General features: G+C 63.4%; 16 protein-coding genes and 2 riboswitches. Of the genes, 7 read left to right on the forward strand and 9 right to left on the reverse strand.

Going from position 1 to position 24,273, the window contains the following annotated elements:
- Positions 1-136 precede the first annotated feature (136 nt).
- From PQQ95_RS01230 to PQQ95_RS01240, 3 genes are all read left to right on the forward strand, one after another.
- The gene (locus tag PQQ95_RS01230) at positions 137-2,374 is read left to right on the forward strand and encodes a primosomal protein N' (RefSeq protein ID WP_408433932.1); all 2,238 of its coding nucleotides are present in this window, start codon (positions 137-139) and stop codon (positions 2,372-2,374) included.
- 172 nt (positions 2,375-2,546) lie between these two features.
- Complete coding sequence (locus PQQ95_RS01235; RefSeq protein ID WP_408433935.1) at positions 2,547-3,974, forward strand: YeiH family protein; 1,428 nt, start codon at positions 2,547-2,549, stop codon at positions 3,972-3,974.
- A complete protein-coding gene (locus tag PQQ95_RS01240) occupies positions 3,974-4,219 on the forward strand; it encodes a hypothetical protein (RefSeq protein ID WP_408433938.1) in 246 nt (81 codons plus the stop codon). Before PQQ95_RS01235 ends, PQQ95_RS01240 begins: the two co-directional genes overlap by 1 nt.
- A 119-nt stretch (positions 4,220-4,338) precedes the next feature.
- On the opposite strand, the gene PQQ95_RS01245 is transcribed toward PQQ95_RS01240, so the two are convergent.
- The gene (locus tag PQQ95_RS01245; RefSeq protein ID WP_408433941.1) at positions 4,339-4,509 is read right to left on the reverse strand and encodes a hypothetical protein; all 171 of its coding nucleotides are present in this window, start codon (positions 4,507-4,509) and stop codon (positions 4,339-4,341) included.
- A gap of 313 nt (positions 4,510-4,822) precedes the next feature.
- Between PQQ95_RS01245 and putA the strand changes: the two genes are divergently transcribed.
- The 3 genes from putA (at position 4,823) to PQQ95_RS01260 (ending at position 10,389) form a co-directional block, all read left to right on the forward strand.
- Positions 4,823-8,764: a trifunctional transcriptional regulator/proline dehydrogenase/L-glutamate gamma-semialdehyde dehydrogenase gene (putA, locus tag PQQ95_RS01250; protein WP_408433944.1), complete on the forward strand. Its 3,942-nt coding sequence runs from the start codon at positions 4,823-4,825 to the stop codon at positions 8,762-8,764.
- A gap of 89 nt (positions 8,765-8,853) precedes the next feature.
- A complete protein-coding gene (locus tag PQQ95_RS01255; protein ID WP_408433947.1) occupies positions 8,854-10,002 on the forward strand; it encodes a branched-chain amino acid ABC transporter substrate-binding protein in 1,149 nt (382 codons plus the stop codon).
- Positions 10,003-10,158: 156 nt separating this feature from the next.
- On the forward strand, positions 10,159-10,389 hold the full coding sequence (locus PQQ95_RS01260) for a hypothetical protein (protein WP_408433950.1): 231 nt from the start codon (positions 10,159-10,161) through the stop codon (positions 10,387-10,389).
- A gap of 22 nt (positions 10,390-10,411) precedes the next feature.
- On the opposite strand, the gene PQQ95_RS01265 is transcribed toward PQQ95_RS01260, so the two are convergent.
- The 8 genes from PQQ95_RS01265 to PQQ95_RS01300 form a co-directional block, all read right to left on the reverse strand.
- On the reverse strand, positions 10,412-12,121 hold the full coding sequence (locus PQQ95_RS01265) for a thiamine pyrophosphate-binding protein (RefSeq protein WP_408433953.1): 1,710 nt from the start codon (positions 12,119-12,121) through the stop codon (positions 10,412-10,414).
- A gap of 51 nt (positions 12,122-12,172) precedes the next feature.
- Positions 12,173-13,561 carry an L-serine ammonia-lyase gene (locus tag PQQ95_RS01270; protein WP_408433956.1) on the reverse strand — a complete coding sequence of 463 codons (1,389 nt, stop codon included), beginning with the start codon at positions 13,559-13,561 and terminating at the stop codon, positions 12,173-12,175.
- A gap of 27 nt (positions 13,562-13,588) precedes the next feature.
- Entirely contained in the window at positions 13,589-14,719 is a 1,131-nt protein-coding gene (locus PQQ95_RS01275; RefSeq protein ID WP_408433959.1) for an alginate lyase family protein, read from the reverse strand.
- 117 nt (positions 14,720-14,836) lie between these two features.
- On the reverse strand, positions 14,837-17,767 hold the full coding sequence (gcvP, locus tag PQQ95_RS01280) for an aminomethyl-transferring glycine dehydrogenase (RefSeq protein ID WP_408433961.1): 2,931 nt from the start codon (positions 17,765-17,767) through the stop codon (positions 14,837-14,839).
- A gap of 102 nt (positions 17,768-17,869) precedes the next feature.
- Complete coding sequence (gcvH, locus tag PQQ95_RS01285) at positions 17,870-18,250, reverse strand: glycine cleavage system protein GcvH (RefSeq protein ID WP_408433964.1); 381 nt, start codon at positions 18,248-18,250, stop codon at positions 17,870-17,872.
- A 176-nt stretch (positions 18,251-18,426) separates the two neighbouring features.
- Positions 18,427-19,545: a glycine cleavage system aminomethyltransferase GcvT gene (gene gcvT / locus PQQ95_RS01290; RefSeq protein ID WP_408433967.1), complete on the reverse strand. Its 1,119-nt coding sequence runs from the start codon at positions 19,543-19,545 to the stop codon at positions 18,427-18,429.
- Positions 19,546-19,626: 81 nt separating this feature from the next.
- Positions 19,627-19,789: riboswitch (glycine riboswitch) on the reverse strand.
- 34 nt (positions 19,790-19,823) lie between these two features.
- Positions 19,824-19,924, reverse strand: a riboswitch (glycine riboswitch).
- Between the two features lie 151 nt (positions 19,925-20,075).
- Positions 20,076-20,429, reverse strand: a complete 354-nt coding sequence (locus PQQ95_RS01295) for a hypothetical protein (protein WP_175054049.1) — start codon at positions 20,427-20,429, stop codon at positions 20,076-20,078.
- 199 nt (positions 20,430-20,628) lie between these two features.
- Positions 20,629-21,678 (reverse strand): oxidoreductase, encoded by a 1,050-nt coding sequence (locus PQQ95_RS01300; RefSeq protein ID WP_408433970.1) that lies wholly within the window; start codon positions 21,676-21,678, stop codon positions 20,629-20,631.
- Between the two features lie 430 nt (positions 21,679-22,108).
- Between PQQ95_RS01300 and PQQ95_RS01305 the strand changes: the two genes are divergently transcribed.
- Positions 22,109-24,211: a UvrD-helicase domain-containing protein gene (locus tag PQQ95_RS01305; protein ID WP_408433973.1), complete on the forward strand. Its 2,103-nt coding sequence runs from the start codon at positions 22,109-22,111 to the stop codon at positions 24,209-24,211.
- The last annotated feature ends 62 nt before the right edge of the window (positions 24,212-24,273 follow it).

Below are 24,273 nucleotides of genomic sequence, written 5' to 3' on the forward strand. Positions count from 1 at the left end.
TCAGCCGAATCCAAAACTTAGCGCCGAAATTGAAGTTTTACTTTAACTTCGATGGGTTCGCCGTTTGCGCCCTGTGCACCGTGACGCGGCCTAATGCCGCATCCGCTCACCCGATCCACACCGCCGCGTGAGTGAAATGTTCGTCCGCGTCGCGCTGGATCATCCGCTGCCGACTTTGTTCGACTACCGCTACGACATGCCCGAGCGTGTCGCGCCGGGCATGCTGGTGAGCGTGCCGTTCGGCAAACGTCACGTAGTCGGCCTGGTCTGCGAAGTGACCACTCACAGCGACGTGCCCGCCGACCGCCTGCGAGCGGTCAACCATATTTGCACCGAGTGCCCGCCCGTCTCGGCCGAATGGCTGGCGCTGACAGCCTTCGCCGCCGACTACTATCAACGCGGCCTCGGTGAAGTGGCGTTGCCCGCTTTGCCGCAAGCTCTGCGCGACGCCTCGCGCTGGTCGCGGCTGTTCGCACCGGAAGAGCGTTACAGCCTGACAGCGGAGGGCCGCGCCGCGTTGCCGGACACACTGCCTGTACGCGCCAGCGCGCTGCGCAAGCTTGCCCAGGCTTTGGCCGAGGCCGAGTTCCTGAGCGCTGCCGACGTTCGCGCGCTCCACCCCAAAGCCATTGCAACCCTGGACGGATGGCAGGCCGAAGGCTGGGTTGCGCTGGAGGTGATCGAAGCGGCCGAGGTGCTCGCCCCCCCCCCATCGCCGGATACGCCCGCACCCACCCTGCCCACGCTCACTGACGAACAGGCGAGCGCGGTCGAAGCGATCCGCGACGCGAACGGTTTCGCGCCGTTCCTGCTGCACGGCGTGACAGGCAGCGGCAAGACCGAAGTGTATCTGCGCGCGCTCGCCGAGATCCTGGCGACGAAGCCCGACGCGCAGGCCCTCGTCCTCGTCCCGGAAATCAATCTGACGCCGCAGTTCGAGTCGGCCTTCCGTGCGCGCTTTGCTGCGCTCGCAGGCACCTCGATCGTCACCCTGCATAGTGGTCTCGCGGAAGGCGAACGCGCCCGCAACTGGTTCGCCGCGCACGCCGGGCGCGCTCGCATCGTGCTCGGCACCCGGCTGGCGGTACTTGCCTCGCTGCCGAAACTCGCGATCATCGTCGTCGACGAGGAACACGATCCGGCCTACAAGCAGCAGGAAGGCTTGCGCTATTCGGCGCGCGATCTGGCGATCTATCGCGCCAAGCAACTCGGCTTGCCGGTTGTGCTCGGCTCGGCCACGCCGTCGCTGGAAAGCTGGTGGCAGGCGGATCAGGGACGCTATAAGCGTCTCACCCTGTCGCGCCGTGCTGTTGCCGAGGCCGTTCTGCCGACCGTCAGGCTTATCGATCTGGAAGAAGAGCGCCGGCGCGGGCGGGCCTCGGTGGAGGGGTTGTCCGGGCCGTTGATCGCGGCGCTGAAGGCGCGACTCGAGCGCGGCGAGCAAAGTCTCGTGTTCCTGAACCGGCGCGGTTACGCGCCGCAACTCGCCTGCGACGCCTGCGGCTGGGTGGCCGGTTGTCCGCGTTGCAGCGCCTACGTCGTGTTGCATAAGTCCGAGCGCGCGCTGCGTTGCCACCACTGCGGCTGGGAATCGCGTATTCCGCGCTCGTGCCCGGAGTGCGGCAATGTCGACATCGCGCCGATGGGACGCGGCACGCAGCGCGTCGAAGAAACGCTGGCGAGCGCGGTGCCCGGCGCCCGCGTGCTGCGTATCGACGCCGATAGCACACGCCGCAAAGGCAGCGCGCAAGCGCTGTTTTCCGATGTCCACGCCGGCGAGGTCGACATCCTCGTCGGCACGCAGATGATCGCGAAAGGCCACGATTTTCAGCGGGTGTCGCTGGTCGGCGTGCTGAACGCCGACACCGCTCTGTTTTCACACGACTTCCGCGCGAGCGAACGTCTCTTCGCGCAATTGATGCAAGTGAGCGGCCGCGCGGGCCGCGCCGGCTTGCCGGGCGAAGTGCTGGTGCAGACGCGCTATCCGCGTCATGCGCTGTATCACGCGCTGGGGCGGCACGACTACGTCGGCTTCGCCAATTCGACGCTGGCCGAGCGGCGCGACGCGCATTTGCCGCCGTTCGCCTATCAGGCTTTGCTGCGCGCCGAAGGCCGCACGCTCGAGGCCGCGCTCGCCTTTCTGCAGCAGGCCGCCGCCGCGCTGACGGAGATTCCCGCCGCCGGGCGCGTGACGGTCTATGACGCCGTGCCGCTCACCATCGTCAAGGTGATGCACGTGCATCGGGCGCAATTGCTGATCGAGAGCACATCGCGGGCGGCGTTGCAGGCCACCTTGCACGCGTGGCAGCCGATGCTGCGCGGCCTGAAAGGCGTGCTGCGCTGGAATCTGGAAGTCGATCCGCTCGACATCTGACGTCCGTTGCTGGGCGCGCTTCGCGGCATTACTTCTTTAAGTCATATTCATAGAGCGAATGGTCGTTTCGTTTTGCGTCGCCGCTCGCCTATATTTCGCCGAATCGGCGCATATTCAAGCAAAACTCAACAACCTTGCGCCGACGCACCTCAACTTCCTCGGGGCATTTGCGATGAGCGATACCAACCAGACTTTGCCGACCGGCGCGACGCCCAGCACACCGCACAGTGGCCATAGCACACGCGGCGGCGGTCTCTTTTCCACGGAAGACTGGTGGGCCGTCTGGATCGGCCTGCTGGTGATCGTGATTGCCTGGGCGCTGTTCGCGTCTGGCAGCAGCATCAAGTGGCTGGCCGTGGCGCCGGCCAAATGGGCGAGCGTGGGGCAGGCCGCGCAGGACATCGGCAAGCATCTGCCGAACTATGCCGCGCTGTTCATCGTGTTCGCCGTGCTGTTCGGCGTGAGCCTTGCCGCGCTGAAGCAGCGGGTGAGCATTTTCCTCGGTTCGTTCCTGATCCTGTTCATCGCATCGGCGCTGATCTTCACGCTGGGCGCGTGGGTCAATGCGTCGAAGTACAACCTCGAGCCGCCGTTGGTGGCGCTGGCGCTGGGTCTCTTGATCTCCAACGTGTTCACGCTGCCGGCGTGGTTCTCCGCGGGCTTGCGGGTCGAGTTTTATATCAAGGTCGGCATCGTGTTGCTCGGCGCGACGCTGCCGTTCACCTTGCTGGTATGGGCGGGGCCGGTCGCGGTGGGGCAGGCGACCATTGTTTCCCTCGTGACGTTCTTCGTGATTTTCCTCGCAGCCAAGGCGCTCGGCCTCGACCGGCGTTTTGCGGCCGTGTTGGGCGTGGGCGGTGCGGTGTGCGGCGTCTCGGCGGCCATCGCGATTGCCGGTGCGGTGCGCGCCAAGCGCGAACAGGCGTCGGTGGCGATTACGCTGGTGGTCTTGTGGGCGATCGTGATGATCTTCGTCTTGCCGTTCGCATCGCGTTCGTTGGGCCTCTCGACGGCGGTAGCGGGCGCGTGGATCGGCACATCCGAATTCGCCGATGCCGCGGGCATTGCCGCCGCGCAAGCTTACGGCGACTTCGCGAAGCATGCGGGCGCGATTGTGGGTGCACCCGAGGCGTCACTGCAGGCATTCACGCTGATGAAGGTGGTCGGCCGCGATATCTGGATCGGCATCTGGGCGTTCGTGCTAGCGATCGTCGCGACGACGCGCTGGGAATCGCAGGACAGCGGCGTCAAAACCAAGGCCAATGCGGGTGAAATCTGGGCGCGCTTTCCGAAATTCGTGATCGGCTTCGTGATCGCGTCGGCGCTGGTGACGTGGATCGCCAGCCACTACTCGCTGGTCGACTACCGCAAGGTCGTGACGCCCGAATTCGTCGCGCCGATCACCGCTTTGCGCACGTGGGCGTTCACGTTCTGTTTCCTGAGCATCGGGCTGACCACGCGACTGCGCTCGCTGACGGCCACGGGTCTGAAGCCGTTCCTGGCCTTCACAGCGGGCGTCGTGGTCAATATCGCCATCGGCTACGCGCTGTCCGCGCACGTGTTCGCACCGTACTGGAATAGCTTGGGGCAGGCCTCGTAATGAGCGAGGCTGTCCGCATTGCCGGCACGGCCCACGCACGCGGAGAGGCGTGTGCGCCGTGCTGCGCAAGCTGCCGGTATCGCGCCGAGGATCGGCATTCACTGGAGCAGAGCATTCCGGGCCTCGCCGTATTCAGTTCCGGGTTCGGCGCGAGCGTGGCGGACAGCCGGCTTTGCCGTCTGCACGACCAGCTCGTGTCGTCCGACGACGCGTGCGCGCGTTTCGAGCCGATCCCCCATCACTGACACGTGCATTTGCGTCGCCGCCGGTTGAGCCGGATGGCGAACGCTCACTGCTCGCTGTGTCAACCGAGATCGGCGCAGCTGTGCCCAGCGCTCGATCAAGCCTTGCCAGGCTCAGCCATTCAATCGTTCAACGCGGTCCGTGTATCGCCAGCCGATGCACGCGATGCCGGACGCGCGCGTCCTTCGACCGCCGCGCGTTTGCTCGAACCGCCCGTCGCGCCACGAATGAACAGGATGGCGCAAGTCGCGCACATGGCCCAGATGCCCAGTATCACCAACCACTTTTCCATTTCGCCCGTCCTCTAGAACCCCGTACCGTTTTTATGTGCGTGCCTTGCGGCCGCGGCCATCCATGTTCTGTATAACGGCGCGTCGAGCAATCTGATAAGGGTAAAAGCAAAAAGAATCACGCCAGGGAAAGTACTGATCGCAACCGCCGTCGCCGCGCACAGCGGCATCCGGCGCAAACCCCCGCTGCAAAAGGCTTCCACGAAGGTGCAACCATGCGTTGTGCATGGTTGCACCTTTTTATTTGGAGGCGTACGATTCGCCCAACTTTTAGTCTTTCTCCAGCGCATTCGTCTGGTATCCGAAGAAGGAAACATGGCTAGCACCACCCTTGGCGTCAAGGTCGACGACCTCCTGCGTTCCCGGCTGAAAGATGCCGCCACCCGCCTCGAACGCACTCCGCACTGGCTGATCAAGCAGGCGATCTTCGCGTACCTCGAAAAAATCGAGCACGGCCAATTGCCGCCTGAATTGTCGGGCCACACCGGCTCGGCTGATCTGGCTGACGGCGCTGCGGTGGAGCACGAGGAAGACGGTGCGTCGCATCCGTTCCTCGAATTCGCGCAGAACGTGCAACCGCAATCGGTGTTGCGCGCGGCGATCACCGCCGCGTATCGCCGTCCCGAACCGGAATGCGTGCCGTTCCTGCTCGGCCAGGCGCGTCTGCCGGCCAATCTCGCGGGCGACGTGCAGGCCATGGCCGGCAAGCTGGTCGAAACGCTGCGCACCAAGAGCAAGGGCGGTGGCGTCGAAGGGCTGATCCACGAATTCTCGCTGTCGAGCCAGGAAGGTGTGGCGCTGATGTGCCTTGCCGAAGCGCTGCTGCGCATTCCCGATCGCGCCACGCGCGACGCGCTGATCCGCGACAAGATCAGCAAGGGTGACTGGAAATCGCACGTTGGCCAGGCGCCGTCGCTGTTCGTCAACGCCGCGACATGGGGCTTGATGATTACCGGCAAACTGGTGGGAACCAATAGCGAAGCGAGCCTTTCCTCGGCGCTCACGCGCCTGATCGGCAAGGGCGGCGAGCCGTTGATCCGTAAGGGCGTCGATATGGCGATGCGGCTGATGGGCGAGCAGTTCGTCACCGGCGAGAACATCTCCGAGGCGCTCGCCAACAGCCGCAAGTACGAAGCACGCGGCTTCCGCTATTCGTACGACATGCTCGGCGAAGCGGCCACCACCGAAGCCGACGCGCAACGCTACTACGCATCGTACGAACAGGCGATCCACGCGATCGGCAAGGCGGCCGGCGGCCGTGGCATTTACGAAGGTCCGGGCATCTCGATCAAGCTGTCGGCACTGCACGCACGCTATTCGCGTTCGCAGCAGGAACGCACGATGAGCGAGCTGCTGCCGCGTGTGCGCTCGCTGGCGATCCTCGCGCGCCGCTACGACATCGGCCTGAACATCGACGCCGAAGAAGCCGACCGCCTCGAAATCTCGCTCGATCTGCTCGAAGCGCTGTGCTTCGATCCGGAACTGGCCGGCTGGAACGGCATTGGTTTCGTGGTGCAGGCCTATCAGAAGCGCTGCCCGTTCGTGATCGAATACATCATCGATCTGGCGCGCCGCAGCCGTCACCGCATCATGGTCCGCCTCGTCAAAGGCGCGTACTGGGATACCGAAATCAAGCGCGCACAAGTGGACGGCCTCGAAGGCTATCCGGTCTACACGCGCAAGATCTACACGGATGTGTCGTACATTGCCTGCGCAAAGAAACTGCTCAGCGCGCCGGATGCGGTCTATCCGCAGTTCGCCACGCACAACGCGCACACGCTGTCGGCGATCTATCACCTCGCGGGCAATAACTACTACCCTGGCCAATACGAGTTCCAGTGCCTGCACGGCATGGGTGAACCGCTGTATGAGGAAGTCACCGGCCGCGACAAGTTGAACCGTCCGTGCCGCGTGTATGCGCCGGTCGGCACGCATGAAACGCTGCTCGCGTACCTCGTGCGCCGCCTGCTCGAAAACGGCGCGAACACCTCGTTCGTGAACCGCATCGCCGACGAAAACGTCGCCATCAAGGACCTGATCGCCGACCCGGTCGACGAAGCCTCGAAGATCGTCCCGCTCGGCGCGCCGCACGCGAAAATTCCGCTGCCGCGCAATCTGTTTGGCAACGAGCGTCTCAATTCGATGGGCCTCGATCTGTCGAACGAACATCGTCTGGCGTCGCTGTCGTCGGCATTGCTGGCGAGTGCGCATCATCCGTGGCGCGCCGCGCCGATGCTCGAAGACAATGAGATCGCCGTCGGCGTTGCACGCGACGTGCGGAACCCGGCCGACCATCGTGACCTCGTCGGCACCGTTGTGGAAGCGACCTCGGAACACGTGAGCGCGGCATTGGCCCACGCGGTCGCCGCCGCGCCGATCTGGCAAGCCACGCCGGTCGATGCCCGCGCCGATTGCCTCGCACGTGCCGCCGACCTGCTCGAAGCGCAGATGCACACGCTGATGGGGCTCGTGGTGCGTGAAGCGGGCAAGTCGCTGGCGAACGCGGTCGCGGAAATCCGCGAAGCGATCGACTTCCTGCGCTACTACTCGACGCAGATCCGCAACGAATTCTCCAACGACACGCACCGCCCGCTCGGTCCAGTGGTCTGTATCAGCCCGTGGAATTTCCCGCTGGCGATTTTCATGGGCCAGGTGGCCGCGGCGTTGGCGGCAGGTAACACCGTGCTCGCGAAGCCGGCCGAACAGACGCCGCTGATCGCCGCGCAAGCCGTGCGTATCCTGCGCGAAGCCGGCGTGCCGGCGGGCGCGGTGCAACTGCTGCCGGGCGACGGCGAAACGGTCGGCGCTGCGCTGGTGGCCGATCCGCGCACCCGTGCGGTGATGTTCACCGGTTCGACCGAAGTCGCGCGTCTGATCAACAAGACGCTGTCGAACCGTCTCGATCCGGAAGGCAAGCCGATTCCGCTGATCGCCGAAACCGGCGGCCAGAACGCGATGATCGTCGATTCGTCGGCGCTCGCTGAGCAGGTGGTCGCGGACGTGCTGCAGTCGTCCTTCGATTCCGCCGGTCAACGGTGTTCCGCGTTGCGCGTTCTTTGTCTGCAAGAGGACGTGGCGGATCGCACGCTCGAAATGCTGACGGGCGCGATGCGCGAATTGTCGGTGGGCAATCCGGACCGCCTGTCGATCGACGTCGGCCCGGTGATCGACCTCGACGCGAAGCGCGGCATCGACGCGCACGTCGCGGCGATGCGCGAGAAAGGCCGCAAGGTCGAGCAACTGCCGATGCCGGAAGGCGGTTCACAAGGCACGTTTGTCCCGCCGACGCTGATCGAACTCGACAGCATCGACGAACTGAAGCGTGAAGTGTTCGGGCCGGTGCTGCATGTGGTGCGTTACCGCCGCAGCCAGCTGGACAAATTGCTCGAACAGATTCGCACGACCGGCTACGGCCTGACGCTCGGCATTCACACGCGGATCGACGAAACGATCGCTCACGTGATCAGCCGCGCGCATGTCGGCAATATTTATGTGAACCGCAACGTGATCGGCGCGGTGGTGGGAGTTCAGCCGTTCGGCGGCGAAGGTTTGTCGGGCACGGGTCCGAAAGCGGGCGGCGCGCTGTATCTGCAACGTCTGCTGGCTACGCGTCCGGCGGGTTTGCCGAAGTCGCTGGCGCAGTCGTTGATCGCGGATGTGCCGCAAGCAGGTCCCAACGGGGATAATCGCGGCGACAATCCGTCCGCTGCCCTGACGGCGCTGCGCGACTGGCTGATCAGCGAACAGCAGCCGGTGCTGGCCGCACGCTGCGACGGTTATCTGTCGCATGTGCCGGCGGGCGCAACTGCGGTATTGTCTGGGCCGACCGGCGAGCGCAACACGTACACGCTGGGCGCGCGCGGCACGGTGCTGTGTATCGCCTCGACGGCGAGCGGTGCGCGCGTGCAGTTCGCCGCGGCGCTGGCTACGGGAAATCGCGCCTTGTTCGAAGGCGCGGCTGGTGAACAATTGGTGGCGCAGCTGCCCGCCGCATTGAAGTCTTACGCGAGCGTGAAGAAGAGCGCCGATACGCCTTTCGACGCGGTGCTGTTCGAAGGCGATAGCGACGAACTGCTGGCGCTGGTGAAGGAAGTCGCGAAACGTGCGGGACCGATCGTCTCGGTGCAGGGCGTCGCGGCTCGCGCGCTGGAAAGCGGCGATGAGGACTACGCGCTCGAGCGTCTGTTGACGGAACGCTCGGTCAGTGTGAATACGGCAGCAGCAGGCGGTAATGCGAATTTGATGACGATCGGTTGAGCGAACCTTATCGATCTTTTCAAAAAAACGGAAGCGGTACGGCGACCCCGAAAAACCGCTCCATCCACACCTGGTACCAAGGAGAAGCTATGCAACACAAAATGAAACAGCTGGCAGGCGCAGCGCTGGTTGCAGCAATGTCGCTGGCGGGGACGGCCAACGCTCAATCGACCGAAGACGTGAAGATCGGCTTTGCCGGTCCGATGACGGGCGCACAGGCGCACTACGGTAAGGACTTCCAGAACGGCATCACGCTGGCTGTGGAAGACATGAACGCAACCAAGCCGGTGATCGGCGGCAAGCCGGTTCGCTTCGTGCTGGATTCGGCCGACGACCAGGCTGACCCGCGCACCGGCACGACCGTTGCACAAAAGCTGGTGGATGACGGCATCAAGGGCATGCTCGGCCACTTCAACTCGGGCACGACGATTCCGGCTTCGCGCATCTACGCGAACGCGGGCATCCCCGAAATCGCCATGGCGACGGCGCCTGAGTACACGCAACAAGGCTTCAAGACCACGTTCCGCATGATGACGTCCGACACGCAGCAAGGTTCGGTCGCCGGCACGTTCGCGGTGAAGACGCTGGGCGTGAAGAAGATCGCGATCGTCGACGACCGCACGGCGTACGGCCAGGGTCTGGCTGATCAGTTCGAAAAGGCAGCGAAGGCAGCGGGCGGCTCGATCGTCGACCGTGAATACACGAACGACAAGGCTGTCGACTTCAAGTCGATCCTGACCAAGCTGAAGTCGGTCCAGCCGGACCTGATCTATTACGGCGGCGCGGATTCGCAAGCGGCACCGATGGTCAAGCAGATGAAGGCACTGGGCATCAAGGCACCGCTGATGGGCGGCGAAATGGTCCACACGCCGACGTTCATCCAGATCGCGGGTGACGCAGCGAACGGTACGGTGGCATCGCTCGCCGGCCTGCCGCTGGAAGAAATGCCGGGTGGCAAGGACTACGTCGCAAAGTACAAGAAGCGCTTCAACGAAGACGTGCAAACGTACTCGCCGTACGCTTACGACGGCGCAATGGCCATGTTCGACGCCATGAAGAAGGCTAACTCGACCGATCCGGCCAAGTACCTGCCGCTGCTCGCGAAGACCTCGATGCCGGCAGTGACGGCCGCGAACCTCGCGTACGACAGCAAGGGCGACCTGAAGAACGGCGGCATCACGCTGTACAAGGTTGTCGATGGCAAGTGGACGACGCTACAAAGCGTGGGCGGGAAGTAAGCTGATCTAGCGGCTTGCTTTAGCATCACGGAAACCCCGCTTCGGCGGGGTTTTTTTATGGCTGGTCGTATCTGGGCGCAAACCTGATTAGCCTTCTCCCGAAAAAAATTTCATCGAAAATAGGCGGTACCGTTTTATATCTTCGGGAATTGAGCCATGAAGAAACTGCCGTATAGCGAGGGTGGGAAGAGCGCAGCAATATGCACTCGCTGCAACGACGTTGTCAGTACAACGTTTGCAATGCGAGACGTGGATTTCGGCGACGGAACAAAAGACGTCAGAAACGTCCTCGCCGCAGTCTGCGATTTGTGCCTTGATGTGGTGGCGATTCCGGCGCAGTCGGCGCCCGGGTTCAACATGAGCAAGACAGACGCGAGCAAGCCGTAAAGGCTCGGACTCGCATGTGTCATCACTCCCCTCGCAGCTTCCTCCCCTGTTCCCGAATCTGCTCCAACGTCGCACCCGGCGTACTCGCCTCCTGCGGCATGCGAATCTCGATCACCGCTGCGCGCTTCGCTTCCAAAGAACGCTGCAACGCAGGCAGAAAATCTTCAGTCCGTTCCACAGTCTCCCCATGCGCGCCGAACGATCGCGCGAATGCCGCAAAATCCGGATTCGTGAGACCCGTACCATGCACGCGATTCGGATAATGCCGTTCCTGATGCATCCGGATCGTGCCGAAGTGACCGTTATTCACCACGATGAAAATCACATGCAGGTCGTACTGCATTGCCGTCGCGAGTTCCTGCGCGGACATCATGAAGCAGCCGTCGCCGGCTAATGCGACTACTGCGCGTTGCGGGTACATCGACTTCGCCGCAATCGCCGCCGGTACGCCGTAGCCCATCGCGCCACTGGTCGGCGCGAGTTGCGAGCGGAAATGCCGATACGAAAAATGCCGATGCAGCCACGTCGCGTAATTGCCCGCACCGTTGGTGAGGATCGCGTCTTCCGGTAGATGCGCGCGCAATTGCTGGATGACTTCGCCCATTTGCACGTCGCCGGGAATCGGGCGAGGTTTGCGCCAGTCGAGATACGCGCGATGAGCGTCTTCCGCGGCGCCGCTCCACGCGAGCTTGTCAGAAGACGGCTTCAACGCGGCGAGTTGTGCTGCCAGCTCCGGCATGCCGGAGACGATTGGCAGATCCGCTGCGTAGACGCGCCCGAGTTCTTCAGCGCCTTGGTGCACGTGCACCAGGGTTTGCTTCGTCTTCGGGATGTCGAGCAGCGTGTAGCCGTTGGTCGTCGCTTCGCCTAACCGTGGACCGAGCGTAAGCAGCAGGTCCGCGTCGCGGATACGTTGAGCAAGCGCGGGGTTGATACCGAGTCCGACGTCGCCCGCGTAGTTCGGATGCTCGTTGTCGAGCGTGTCCTGGAAGCGGAACGCGAGGCCGATCGGCAATTGCCAATTCTCGACGAAGCGTTGCAGGTCGGCACAGGCTGCCGGTGTCCAACCGCTGCCGCCGGCAATCACTATCGGCCGTTGCGCGCCTTCCAGCAATCGACGCAACTCGTCCATCTGAGCCGTGGAGGGCGACGCCGCGACACGCTTATAGGCGGGCGCGCCGGCAACAAGATCGCACGCGTCGCTCAACACATCTTCCGGCAACGACAACACGACCGGCCCCGGCCGCCCCGCCGTCGCCGTGTGAAACGCATGACTCAAATATTCGGGGATGCGTTTCGGGTCATCGATTTGCGCGACCCATTTCGCCATCTGCCCAAACATGCGCCGGTAGTCGATTTCCTGGAAGGCCTCGCGATCGAGATGTTCGCGCGCGCATTGACCGATCAGCAGGATCATCGGCGTGGAGTCCTGAAACGCGGTATGCACGCCGATCGACGCATGCGTCGCGCCGGGTCCGCGCGTGACGATCGCGACGCCCGGCCGACCGGTCAATTTGCCGACGGCTTCAGCCATGTTCGCGGCCGCTGCTTCGTGCCGGCAGACGATGGTCTGGATGCGGTCGGCTTCGTCATGCAGCGAATCTAAAACAGCGAGAAAGCTCTCGCCGGGCACACAGAAGACACGCTCGACACCATGCGTCAGCAAGGCGTCGACGACGAGACGCGCGCCGGTAGTTTGGGCAATCGAAGAAGATCCAGAAGCGAGCGGCATTGCGATGAAACCTCCAGGCGTTGCGATGGGCGCGACCGGATTGCGGTGTTCTCAACACTCCACAATATTCACAGCCAACCCGCCGCGCGATGTTTCCTTGTACTTCGTCTTCATATCGGCGCCGGTCTGCATCATTGTTTTGATCACAGAGTCCAGCGACACGTAATGGGTGCCGTCACCGCGCAGCGCCATTCGCGCGGCATTCACGGCTTTCACCGAGCCCATCGCATTCCGCTCGATACACGGAATCTGCACCATTCCGCCGACCGGATCGCACGTCAGCCCGAGGTTATGCTCCATGCCGATTTCTGCGGCGTTCTCGACTTGCTCAGGCGTGCCGCCCATCACTGCGGCGAGTCCACCTGCGGCCATCGAGCAGGCCACACCCACTTCACCCTGGCACCCCACTTCCGCGCCTGAAATCGATGCGTTCAGCTTGTACAGAATGCCGATGGCCGCAGCCGTCATCAGGAAATCGATCACGCCCTGCTCGTTCGAGCCCGGCATGAAGCGCGTGTAGTAATGCAGCACGGCGGGAATGATGCCGGCCGCGCCATTGGTCGGCGCCGTGACCACGCGGCCGCCCGCGGCGTTTTCTTCATTCACGGCGATGGCGTAGAGATTGATCCAGTCGACCATCGAAAGCGGATCGCGCAGCGCCAGCTCAGGATTACCCGACAACGCGCGATACAACTGCGGCGCGCGGCGTTTCACCTGGAACGGGCCGGGCAAGTGACCGTCGGCATCCGGATTGTTGATGCCGCAACCGCGCGATACGCACGACTGCATCACGTTCCAGATCTTCAGCAGGCCCGCACGCGTCTCTTCTTCCGTATGCCAGACGCGTTCGTTTTCCCACATCAGTTGCGCGATGCTCTTGCCGGTCGATTTGCACAGCGCCAGCAATTCGCCGCCGCTGCGAAACGAATGCGGCAATTGTTCGACAGCGCTTAGCACCTTCGTATTCGGCGCGCCCGCAGTCACCACGAAACCGCCACCCACCGACAGATACGTCGACTCACGCAGCGTTTCGCCTTGCGCATCGAACGCGCGCAGCTTCAGGCCGTTCGGGTGCTCGGGCAGCGCCTGGCGATAAAACGAGATGTGATCTTTCTGGATGAACGGCACGTTGTGCGTGCCAAGCAAGGCGAGCTGGCGCGAACGCTTCACCGCTTCCAGCCGTTGCGCGATGGTGTCGGGATCGACTGTGTCAGGCGCATCGCCCATCAAGCCGAGCATCACGCCGCGATCGGTGCCGTGACCCTTGCCGGTTGCGCCGAGCGATCCATACAGATCCACTTTCACCGATGCCGTCGCCCCAAGCAGCCCGTCGCGTTCGAGCCCTTGCGCGAACATCAGCGCCGCACGCATCGGCCCGACCGTATGCGAACTGGACGGACCAATGCCGATTTTGAAGAGGTCGAACACGCTGACTGCCATTTACTGCTCCTGCTGATAAAAGTAAGTTTAGCGCGCCGGCAGCGGCAAGCACACGGCGAGCCACGCGGGCGGCGTCGGTGCGAGCTGCAGCGCGATCGGCGTATAACGTCCGTCGAGACGCGCCGCCAGGTGAAACAGTTCCGTCGCGTTTTTCGGGTCCCATTGACCCGAGTAGCCAGGCAAACCCGCCTCGCGACGTTTGGCATCGAACGGAACGTTCGAATGCACGAATTCTTCATGCGTCTTGCTGCCGTCCGCGTACGGCGTGAGCCAGTTCAGCGCAGCTTGTAACGATGCGCCGTTCGTCCCCTTCTCCGGCAACCAGTTGCGGTTGTGGCGGCGCGCGGCGAGCGCGGCGGTCACGAGCGGCTGCAGATCGTAGGTGACGTAGTGCAGCGCGTCGCGCTCGGCAAAGTCCACCGTCGCGCCGTCCGGCGCAATGTTGTCGCCGATATGCTCGTCGAACAGGCGCTGCGCCGCGTTGATCATCTTGCGGTTATCCAGCGTGAATGCGGCCATCGAGATCAGCTTGATCCGGTGGCTTTGCCAGTTGTTCTTGAACGTACCCGTGAGCGGCCGCGGCTGCGCGTCGATCTGCGCGATATAGCCGCTCGCGAGCTTCGTCAGGAACGCCATCGATGCATTGCGCGTTTTCACCGGCAACGCGCTCGCGGTCATGTCGTAGGCGAGGATCAGGCCTTCGAAATGGGTCTCGTCGATTGGATTGAAACTGGGTTGATAGGTCGTGACCCACGCATACAGCAAGCGGTCGACCAGTTTCAGATAACGGTCGTCACTGGTCGCGCGCCAGGCGAGCGCGGCGTCGCGCAGCAGATCGAGATCCTTCTCGGCCTCGACGCTTTGATCGTAGATGCCCTCGTGCGGCAGCGTGCCTTCGGTATGCAGTTTTGCCAGCGCATGCGGCGGGTCGTTCAGATGTGCCAGCACATTGCTCACCAATGCCTTGACGCCTGGATCGGCATTCGTGCGTTCGCTGGTTTGCAGCGCGGGTGCCGCGCAAAAATTCATTGCGGCCTGCGCCCGCTGTAGCGGCAGCAGCACCGCTGCGCCAGCCAGCAATAGCGTGCAAGCCTGCTGCCATGTTTGGGTTCGCCTGATTCCGGTTCGGCTTTGCATCAATCGCACCTTTCGCGCCATGCGAAACTCCTCGTTAGGCTGATTCGGTGTGTGATGTTAGCCGTTTGCGGACACAAGCGACAGAACCGCGCAACGCCTGCTTACAACCTTCAGACGATGCGCGGTTGGCGGCCTCGCTTACTCGTAGTCGGCGATCGGCACGCAGGAGCAGAACAGATTGCGGTCGCCGTACACGTTGTCCGCACGGCCGACCGGTGGCCAGTACTTCTTCGCGATCAGCGTGGGCAGCGGATACGCGGCGGTTTCGCGCGCATACGCATGCTGCCAGTCGTTGGCGATGACCACCGCTGCCGTATGCGGCGCATGCTTGAGCGGATTGTCTTCGCGGTCCGAGCGGCCTTCTTCCACCGCGCGAATTTCGTCGCGGATCGCGATCATGGCTTCGATGAAGCGATCGAGTTCTTCCTTCGATTCCGATTCGGTCGGCTCGACCATCAGCGTGCCCGGCACCGGGAAGCTCATGGTCGGTGCGTGGAAGCCGTAGTCGGCGAGACGCTTGGCGACGTCGTCGACGGTAATGCCGCTGGTTTCCTTGAGCGGACGCAGATCGAGAATGCATTCGTGCGCGACCAGTCCGCCCGGGCCGGAGTACAGCACCGGATAATGCGGCGCGAGTTTGTTCGCGACGTAGTTGGCGTTGAGGATCGCGGTTTCGGTGGCAGCCGTGAGGTTCTTCGCGCCCATCATCGCGATGTACATCCACGAGATCGGCAGAATCGACGCGGAGCCGTACGGCGCGCCAGACACGGCGCCGATACCGTTCGCAGCACGCTCATAGCCCGACGAAATCTGATTCGGCAAAAATTGCGCGAGATGCGCGCCGACCGCAACCGGACCGACGCCCGGTCCGCCGCCGCCGTGCGGAATACAGAAGGTCTTGTGCAGATTCAGGTGCGAGACGTCGCCGCCGAACTGACCCGGCGCGCACAGACCGACCATTGCGTTCATGTTCGCGCCGTCCACATAGACCTGACCGCCGTGCGCATGCACGATCTCGCAGATTTCGCGGACGTTCGCTTCGAACACGCCGTGCGTGGACGGATACGTGATCATGATCGCCGCGAGCTTGTCGGCGTGTTGCCCGGCTTTCTTTTTCAGGTCTTCGATATCGACGTTGCCTTGCGCGTCGCAAGCCACCACGATCACCTGCATGCCGGCCATTTGTGCCGAAGCCGGGTTGGTGCCGTGCGCCGAAGCGGGAATCAGGCAGACGTTGCGGTGGCCTTCGCCGCGCGAAGCGTGGTAAGCGTGAATGATCAGAAGACCCGCGTATTCCCCTTGCGAACCGGCATTCGGCTGCAGCGACACGGCTGCGTAGCCGGTGGCCGCGACCAGCATCTGCTCGAGCTGATCGATCATTTCGCGGTAGCCGACCGTTTGCTCAGCCGGAGCGAACGGGTGGATCTGACCGAATTCGGGCCACGTGACCGGCAGCATTTCGGAGGTCGCGTTCAGCTTCATCGTGCAGGAGCCGAGCGGGATCATCGAGCGGTCGAGTGCCAGATCCTTGTCGGAGAGGCTGCGCAGGTAGCGCAGCATTTCCGTTTCCGAATGGTGGCGGTTGAACACGTGGTGCGTAAGGTACGCGCTGGTGCGTTCGAGCGCGGCGGGCATGGTGTTTTCCGCGGGCAGTTCTGCGTCGAGCGTATCGATTTGCGGGACTTCGTCGACGAACGCCGCTTGCGCAAATGCCGCGAGCAGATCGGCCAGATCGCTGCGCGTGGTGGTTTCGTCGATCGAGATGCCGACGCGCGTGTCGCTCACGCGGCGCAGATTGATGCGCCGCGCTGTCGCCGCGTCATGCAGTGCCTGGGTGCGCGCGCCGGTTTCGAACGTGAGCGTGTCGAAGAATGTGTCGTTGACGAGCGCGTAACCGAGCTTCTTCGCGCCGGCCGCGAGCAGCGCCGCGATACGGTTCACGCGCAGCGCAATCGTCTTCAGGCCGTGCGGGCCGTGATAGACCGCGTACATGCTGGCCATGATCGCGAGCAGCGCTTGCGCGGTACACACGTTCGAGGTCGCCTTCTCGCGGCGGATATGTTGTTCGCGCGTTTGCAGCGCGAGACGCAGCGCGGGGTTGCCTTGCGCGTCGATGGTCACGCCGACGAGGCGGCCCGGCATCTGACGCTTGAATTCATCGCGTACGGCGAGGTAAGCCGCGTGCGGGCCGCCGAAACCAACCGGCACGCCGAAACGCTGCGTGTTGCCGACGGCCACGTCCGCGCCCCATTCGCCCGGCGGCGTCAAAACGGTCAGCGCGAGCAGGTCGGCCGCGACCACCACGTGGCCGCCGGCTGCATGGATCGCATCGGCAAGTGCGCGGTAGTCGCGCACGTCGCCGTTCACGCCCGGGTATTGCAGGAGCACGCCGAACGCATTCGCGTTCGCCGCTTCCGCGGCCGGACCGACTTTCACTTCGATGCCGACCGGCGTGGCGCGCGTCTTCACCACTTCGATGGTTTGCGGCAGCACGTCGTCGGCGACGTAGAACACGTTCGACTTCGGCTTGCCGACGCGTTGCAGCAGCGTCATCGCCTCGGCGGCGGCGGTCGCTTCGTCGAGCAGCGAGGCATTCGAGATCGCCAGACCCGTCAGGTCGACGACCATCTGCTGGAAGTTCAGCAGCGCTTCCAGTCGGCCCTGCGAGATTTCCGGCTGATACGGCGTGTACGCGGTGTACCACGCCGGATTTTCGAGCACGTTACGCAGAATCACCGTCGGCGTGTGCGCGTTGTAATAGCCCTGCCCGATGTACGAGCGGAACACCTGGTTCTTGTCCGCCAGTTCACGCAGCGCGGCGAGCGCTTCCGCTTCGCTCTTCGGCTGGGCGAAGGGGCCGAGCGGCAGCGTTTCGGTGCGGCGGATCGTCTGCGGAATGACGGCGTCGATCAGCGCGGCGCGCGACGCGAAGCCGAGGGCTTCGAGCATCGCTTGCTGGTCGGCCGAATCCGGGCCGATGTGCCGTTCAGCGAAGGCATCGTGCACTTCGAGCGCGGCGAGCGAGAGAGGAGTGCGGTTCATCAGGCGATCCGGGTGTTCGAGCTTCATGAGGTGTTCCTGGCGGTGCGGGCGTCCAATCGACTATCTGGCTGTCGAATTGGACGCGTCGTACCTGTCGGGTTTAAACGTAATGGTGCAACGTGCGATGAATCAGGCGCCGATTGACTTCGAATAGGCGTCCGCGTCGATCAGGCGGTCTTGCGAAGTGTCCGCCGCCGGCTTGATCTTGAAGAGCCAGTTCTCGTACGGTGCGCTGTTGACGCCATCCGGCGTGTCGGCGACGGCCGGGTTCGCTTCGATGATTTCGCCCGAAACCGGCGCGTAGATATCGGAAGCGGCTTTCACCGACTCGATGACGGCGACGGTGTCGCCGGCGTTGACGGTCTTGCCCAGTTCCTGGACTTCGAAGAAGACGATATCGCCGAGCGCTTCCTGCGCGTGGTCGGTGATGCCGACCGTCAGCGTGCCGTCTGCTTCGGTGCGGACCCACTCGTGCGATTCGGTGTATTTCAGATCGGCCGGGATGCTCATCGGATGCTCCTATGCGGTGTGATTCGGTATGAACTTAATAAAAGGGGCCCCCACAAACCTGTCGCTTCGCGCCAGGCTCCCCGAGGGGGGCAATCCCCCAAGGGGACTTCCTGCCGGGGCGGAAAACCTGGGGCGGCCCGGCGTTTTCTTGAGGAGGTTTCGCACGCGCCGGCTGCTTAAACTGCGAGCACTTTGCCGTTGCGCACGAACGGCAGTTTTACCACGCTTGCGGGTACGTTTTTGTCACGAATCTGGACGTGAACGGTGTCGCCCGGCTGCACGCCCTTCGGCACACGCGCGAAGGCGATCGATTCCTGCATCGTGGGTGAGAACGTGCCACTGGTGATTTCGCCTTCGCCCTGCGGCGTGACGACTTTCTGGTGAGCACGCAGCACGCCTGCCGCCTTGCCGTTTTCCTTCAGCAGGATCAGACCGACGAACGCGGTCTGCGCGCCGTCGGCTTCGAGCTTGCCCTTGCCGACGAAGTCGCGTGGCGAAGTCAGATCGACAGTCCAGGCGAGGCCGGCGTCGAGCGGCGAGACGTTGTCGTCCATATCCTGGCCGTACAGGTTCATGCCGGCTTCGAGACGCAGCGTGTCGCGCGCGCCGAGACCGGCAGGGCGCACGCCTTGACGCACCAAGGCGTCCCAGAACTCGCAGACGAACGTTGCAGGCAGCACGATTTCGAAGCCGTCTTCGCCGGTGTAGCCGGTGCGGGCAATCATCAATTCGCCAAACGGCGTGTTGTCGACGATCGCGGCGTTAAACGGCTTAAGGAGTTCGGTCGAGGTGCGGGTGGACGGCGCGACTTGCCAGACCTTGTTGCGGGCGTTCGGGCCCTGCACGGCGACGATCGCCAGATCGCGGCGCGGCGTGATGGTCAGGCCGTAGTTGCCTTCGGCGTTGAGCTTGCCGAACCAGGCGACGTCTTTCTCGGCGGTGCCGGCGTTGACCACCAGGCGGAAGTGCGTTTCGCTGAAGTAATAGACGATCAGATCGTCGATCACACCGCCATCCGGGTTCAGCAGACAGGAGTAGAGCGCGCGGCCCGGCGTTTGCAGCTTGGCGACGTTATTGGCCAGCGCATATTCGAAGAAGGCGCGCACGCGTTCGCCGGTGAAATCGACGACGCACATGTGCGAGACGTCGAACATGCCGGCGTCGGTGCGCACGGCGCGATGTTCGTCGATCTGCGAGCCGTAGTTGACGGGCATGTCCCAGCCGCCGAAATCGACCATGCGAGCGTTGAGCGCACGATGAGTGGCGTTGAGCGGGGTGTGTTTGAGTTCGGTCATGGGGCCTCGGGCGTCTCGCGAAACAAAAAAGGCCACGCGGCGCTACGCCTCGCGGCCGGCTGGCTGCGAGCGATTGCGTTGCATGGCCCCTCTGTCCTCGATACCTGAGAGATTGCGCTGCCGTACGATGGTGAAGCCATGATCGCTACGGTGAAACGCGCGCCCCTTCGGTGGGCAGCTTGCCAAAGTCCGCTCGATATATAAACGATGCGGACGGCTACTGCCGCTCTCCAGAGTGCGAAAAACGAGTGCCCTGATGTTGCCTGGGCGCGGGTTCTTCGACGCAGTCGGTCCTTTTGCCTGAGAGTTTGCGGGTGTGCCCCTTCGGCGGCGCGGCCTGCGATTATCTGCGGCCAGCACGCTCTCCCGACGCGTGCGGCGAATGTACGCGAGGGCCGGGGGCTTGTCAAATAAAGGCCCGAAAGGGGTGTGGGGGTTGGCGCTGCGGGTTCGCGAAAGTCAAAAAAAGCGCGGGACGTGATGCCCGCGCTTGCCTGCTTCAGTGCCTCAATCGCCGTCAGCCGGCGCGATTATTCACCGATGGCGTGCGCTGCGTTGTCCAGTTCCTGGTTCAGCACGCGCTGTTCGTCGCCGGACAGGCCGCCGCCGTGTTGCGCCGCCATGTCGTGCGCTTCCTGACGGATCACGTCCAGACGGTGATGCAAGGCGCCGCCTTGCGGGGGCGGGTAATAGCCTTGATTGACGCGCGCGTCGATGCGGCGGCTCAGGTTGTCGATACGGCCGTTGACCTGGTTGAAGCGCTGATCCGCGATTTGCTGCGGATTCGGGCGCGGCGCCGGCGCGGGTTGCTGGGGCGCCACCACGCAGGCGGCGAGGGAGCTGAGCAATGCGCATGCTGCTAGTGCGCGGACGATACGGGGCATGGACTCTCCGGAAGTCGTTGTCGTTTTGTGGTGCTACAGGGGTAGCAACGGATTGCCGGGGATTCGCGCTGACCGTAGCGGCGCGCTTATTTGTAACGTTATGTTCCTTTCGGGGTTGTCAGGCGTTTGCTGTTGGCGGCGGCATGGTGCGCATGCTGCCGCCAAATGGCGAGAAAACGTCCCGTAGCCGGGAGAAAACTCAGCGAATACGTTCAAACGGCAGCCGGACACCTTCCTCGGAGCTCCGGGCCGCAAGCTCGATGATCGTCATGACGTCGACCGCGTCCTGAGCGCTGACGGGGAACTTCACGCCGTTCTGAATGGCATCCGCCAGGGCGATATAAAAACCGGCGTAGTCCCCGTTGCGCGTAGGCACCGTCCGCTCGACTTCCTGATCGCCTTCGAGCACACGCAGTACTCCCGCCGTGTTACCGGCGCCAAATCCCTCGTCGCCTGGCCGCAGGCCGGCTTTCAGCTGATCTTCCTGTGTATCGAGCCCGTATTTCACATAGCTTCCCCGCGTGCCGTGGATCGTAAACCTCGGCGCGACGAGCGCAGTCAACGCGCTTGCATGCAGCACCACTTCGAACTCCCCGTAACCCAATTGGATGTGCACGTAGTCCGGTGCGCTGGCCTGGTCGCGGTGGGTCCGAACCGTCGCGGACACGGTCTGCGGAGCGCCGAACAAGGCCAACGTCTGGTCGATCAGGTGCGGCCCAAGATCGAATAGCAGACCGCCGCCGCGTGAAGCCTCTTCACGCCAACGCTGCCGGACTTCCGGCCGGAACCGGTCGAAATGCGATTCATATTGCGTGATGCGCCCCAACTCTCTGCCGGCAAGCAGATCCCGCACGGTCAGAAAATCACCGTCCCAGCGGCGGTTGTGAAAGGGCACGAACCGCTTGCTGCGAGCGAGCGCAATGTTGGCGAGCGTGTGGGCGTCGGCGGCGGTGAGCGTGACCGGCTTGTCGACCACCACGTGCTTGCCCGCTTCCAGCGTGCGGCGCGCCAGGTCGAAATGCGTGTCGTTGGGCGTCGCGATGACGACGCAGTCGATTTCTTCGAGCGCCAGCAGGGCGTCGAGATCGGCCACCACCTTCGCGTGCGGATAATCGGCCAGCGCGTGGTCGGACTGACTCGTCGCGATGGCCGCGAGGCTGGCTCGCCCGCAATGCTCGATCACCGGCGCGTGAAAGGTCGCGCCGGCAAAACCGTAACCCATCAATCCAATCTTCAGCGATGCGGACATGCGTGTCTTCCTGCAAAAACGGCGCGCCGCTTTGCCACCGCGGCGACGGCGCGCAACAGCGTAATTGTGGCATGTCCTGAAGGCGGACTGTCAGCGTCATCGCAGGCGGTTGTCGGCGGTGTCTGTTTGGCGGCGCCCGGATGACAGTTGCGGCAGCAGTAGGGGCAGCCCGATCGGGCATCCGTTTTTGCAGTCGGGCGAGCTACCATCGCGGACATCATTCCTGGCCGGCCGTCAGCGCATCTGTCACGGTATCCGCTCCGGTCATCCGTGTTAACATCGCTCCTCTCGCGCGGATCGCAGCGAGCCGGAACGCCCCTCGCACCGAGGCACGCGCGCCGGCCGCCCGCCCCGTGCAGCATGCCCCCGGGCCTTCGGTCTCGCGATTCCGCACCCAAGCGCCCTCAACCGCATTACCCATCCACAGACGATGTCCGCAGGCCTGAATCCCGCTCAAAATGAAGCGGTCCGTTATCTTGACGGTCCGTGTCTCGTGCTCGCCGGCGCAGGCAGCGGCAAGACGCGCGTGATCACGCAGAAAATCGCCCACCTGATCGAGGCCAAAGGCTTCGAGCCGCGCCACATTGCCGCCGTCACGTTCACGAACAAGGCCGCGCTGGAAATGCGCGAGCGCGTCGGTAAGCTGCTCGAAGGCAGGACGCTCACCACGCCCGGCAAGGAAGGCCGCAAAGTACCCGTCAACCAGTTGACGGTCTGCACCTTCCACTCGCTCGGCGTGCAGATTCTGCGGCAGGAAGCGGAGCACGTCGGCCTGAAACCGCAGTTCTCGATCATGGATTCGGACGACTGCTTCGGCATGATCCAGGAGCAGGTCGGCTCGACGGACAAGGGTTTCATCCGCAAGATCCAGTCGATCATCTCGCTGTGGAAGAACGGCATGATCATGCCGGAAGAGGCGATCGCGATCGCCGCGAACGAGGACGAGCATCAGGCCGCGATCGTCTACCGCAACTATGTGGCGACGCTGCACGCGTATCAGGCGGTCGACTTCGACGATCTGATCCGCTTGCCCGCCGAACTCTTCGAGAAAAATGAGCAGGTGCGCGACCGCTGGCAAAACAAGCTGCGCTATCTGCTGATCGACGAGTATCAGGACACCAACGCGTGCCAGTACGAACTGGTGAAACTGCTGGCCGGCAAGCGCGCGGCGTTCACGGCGGTCGGCGACGACGATCAGGCAATCTACGGCTGGCGCGGCGCGACGCTCGAGAATCTCGGGCAGCTCAGCAAGGATTTTCCGAAGCTGCATCTGATCAAGCTCGAGCAGAACTACCGTTCGACGGTGCGCATTCTGACCGCCGCGAACAACGTGATCGCGAACAACCCAAAGCTGTTCGAAAAGAAACTCTGGTCCGAGCACGGCATGGGCGACACGATCACCGTCACACCGTGCAACGACGAAGAGCACGAGGCCGAGTCCGTCGTGTTCCGCCTGTCCGCGCACAAGTTCGAGCGGCGCACGAATTTCCGCGACTACGCGATTCTGTATCGCGGCAACTTTCAGGCCCGCATCTTCGAACAGGTGCTGCGGCGTGAGCGGATTCCGTATGTGCTGTCGGGTGGGCAGTCGTTCTTCGACAAAGCCGAAATCAAGGATATCTGCGCGTATCTTCGCCTGATCGCCAACGCGAACGACGACCCCGCGTTCATTCGCGCGATCACCACGCCGCGCCGCGGCGTCGGCAATACGACGCTCGAAGCGCTCGGCTCGTTCGCGGGTCAGGCCAAGGTGTCGCTATTCGAAGCGGTGTACATGGGCGGCATCGAGGCGCGCCTGTCGCCGCGTCAGATCGAACCGATGCGCGTGTTTTGCGATTTCATGCAGCGTCTCACCGATCGCGCCGAGAAGGATGCCGCGGGGACCTTGCTCGACGAACTGATGGATGCAATTCACTACGAAGCGTATCTGTACGACGCGTTCGACGAACGTCAGGCGCAGTCCAAGTGGCAGAACGTGCTCGAGTTCATGGAGTGGTTGAAGCGCAAAGGCACCAAGGCCGAGCCTGCGGGCTCAGAGAAGGGCTCGGAGAATAGCGAAGCAACCGGCTATGACACTGCCGATGGCTTCGGCGATACCGGTAAGAGTCTGCTCGGCCTGATCCAGACCGTCGCGCTGATGTCGATGCTGGAAGGCCGCGAAGAAGATCCGGACGCGGTGCGGCTTTCGACGGTGCACGCGTCGAAGGGGCTGGAGTATCCGCACGTGTTTCTGGTGGGCGTCGAAGAAGGCATCATGCCGCACCGCGGCGGCCCCGACGACGAGCCGATCGACGACGCGCGCATCGAGGAAGAGCGGCGTCTGATGTACGTCGCGATTACGCGCGCGCAGCGCAGCTTGCATCTGAACTGGTGCAAGAAGCGCAAGCGTGCGCGCGAAACCGTGGTGTGCGAGCCGTCGCGCTTCATCCCCGAAATGCTGCTCGACGATGCGCCGCCGCCGACGCCCGAAGAGGCGCCGATGTCGCCGAAAGACCGGCTCGCGAGTTTGAAGGCGCTGTTGCAGAAGCCTTGAATGACAAATCCCTGCCCGTGTCGCCACGGTGCAGGGATTTTTTGTTCCGCGACAAGCGCGGA

The sequence above is a fragment of the Paraburkholderia caffeinilytica genome (assembly GCF_046030355.1).
GTDB classification, from domain to species: Bacteria; Pseudomonadota; Gammaproteobacteria; order Burkholderiales; family Burkholderiaceae; genus Paraburkholderia; species Paraburkholderia caffeinilytica_B.

Coding starts and splice junctions, on each gene's coding strand:
- PQQ95_RS01230 (WP_408433932.1), top strand. CDS start 137: ATGTTCGTCCGCGTCGCGCTGGATCATCCGCTGCCGACTTTGTTCGAC.
- PQQ95_RS01235 (WP_408433935.1), top strand. CDS start 2,547: ATGAGCGATACCAACCAGACTTTGCCGACCGGCGCGACGCCCAGCACA.
- PQQ95_RS01240 (WP_408433938.1), top strand. CDS start 3,974: ATGAGCGAGGCTGTCCGCATTGCCGGCACGGCCCACGCACGCGGAGAG.
- PQQ95_RS01245 (WP_408433941.1), bottom strand. CDS start 4,509: ATGGAAAAGTGGTTGGTGATACTGGGCATCTGGGCCATGTGCGCGACT.
- putA (WP_408433944.1), top strand. CDS start 4,823: ATGGCTAGCACCACCCTTGGCGTCAAGGTCGACGACCTCCTGCGTTCC.
- PQQ95_RS01255 (WP_408433947.1), top strand. CDS start 8,854: ATGCAACACAAAATGAAACAGCTGGCAGGCGCAGCGCTGGTTGCAGCA.
- PQQ95_RS01260 (WP_408433950.1), top strand. CDS start 10,159: ATGAAGAAACTGCCGTATAGCGAGGGTGGGAAGAGCGCAGCAATATGC.
- PQQ95_RS01265 (WP_408433953.1), bottom strand. CDS start 12,121: ATGCCGCTCGCTTCTGGATCTTCTTCGATTGCCCAAACTACCGGCGCG.
- PQQ95_RS01270 (WP_408433956.1), bottom strand. CDS start 13,561: ATGGCAGTCAGCGTGTTCGACCTCTTCAAAATCGGCATTGGTCCGTCC.
- PQQ95_RS01275 (WP_408433959.1), bottom strand. CDS start 14,719: ATGGCGCGAAAGGTGCGATTGATGCAAAGCCGAACCGGAATCAGGCGA.
- gcvP (WP_408433961.1), bottom strand. CDS start 17,767: ATGAAGCTCGAACACCCGGATCGCCTGATGAACCGCACTCCTCTCTCG.
- gcvH (WP_408433964.1), bottom strand. CDS start 18,250: ATGAGCATCCCGGCCGATCTGAAATACACCGAATCGCACGAGTGGGTC.
- gcvT (WP_408433967.1), bottom strand. CDS start 19,545: ATGACCGAACTCAAACACACCCCGCTCAACGCCACTCATCGTGCGCTC.
- PQQ95_RS01295 (WP_175054049.1), bottom strand. CDS start 20,429: ATGCCCCGTATCGTCCGCGCACTAGCAGCATGCGCATTGCTCAGCTCC.
- PQQ95_RS01300 (WP_408433970.1), bottom strand. CDS start 21,678: ATGTCCGCATCGCTGAAGATTGGATTGATGGGTTACGGTTTTGCCGGC.
- PQQ95_RS01305 (WP_408433973.1), top strand. CDS start 22,109: ATGTCCGCAGGCCTGAATCCCGCTCAAAATGAAGCGGTCCGTTATCTT.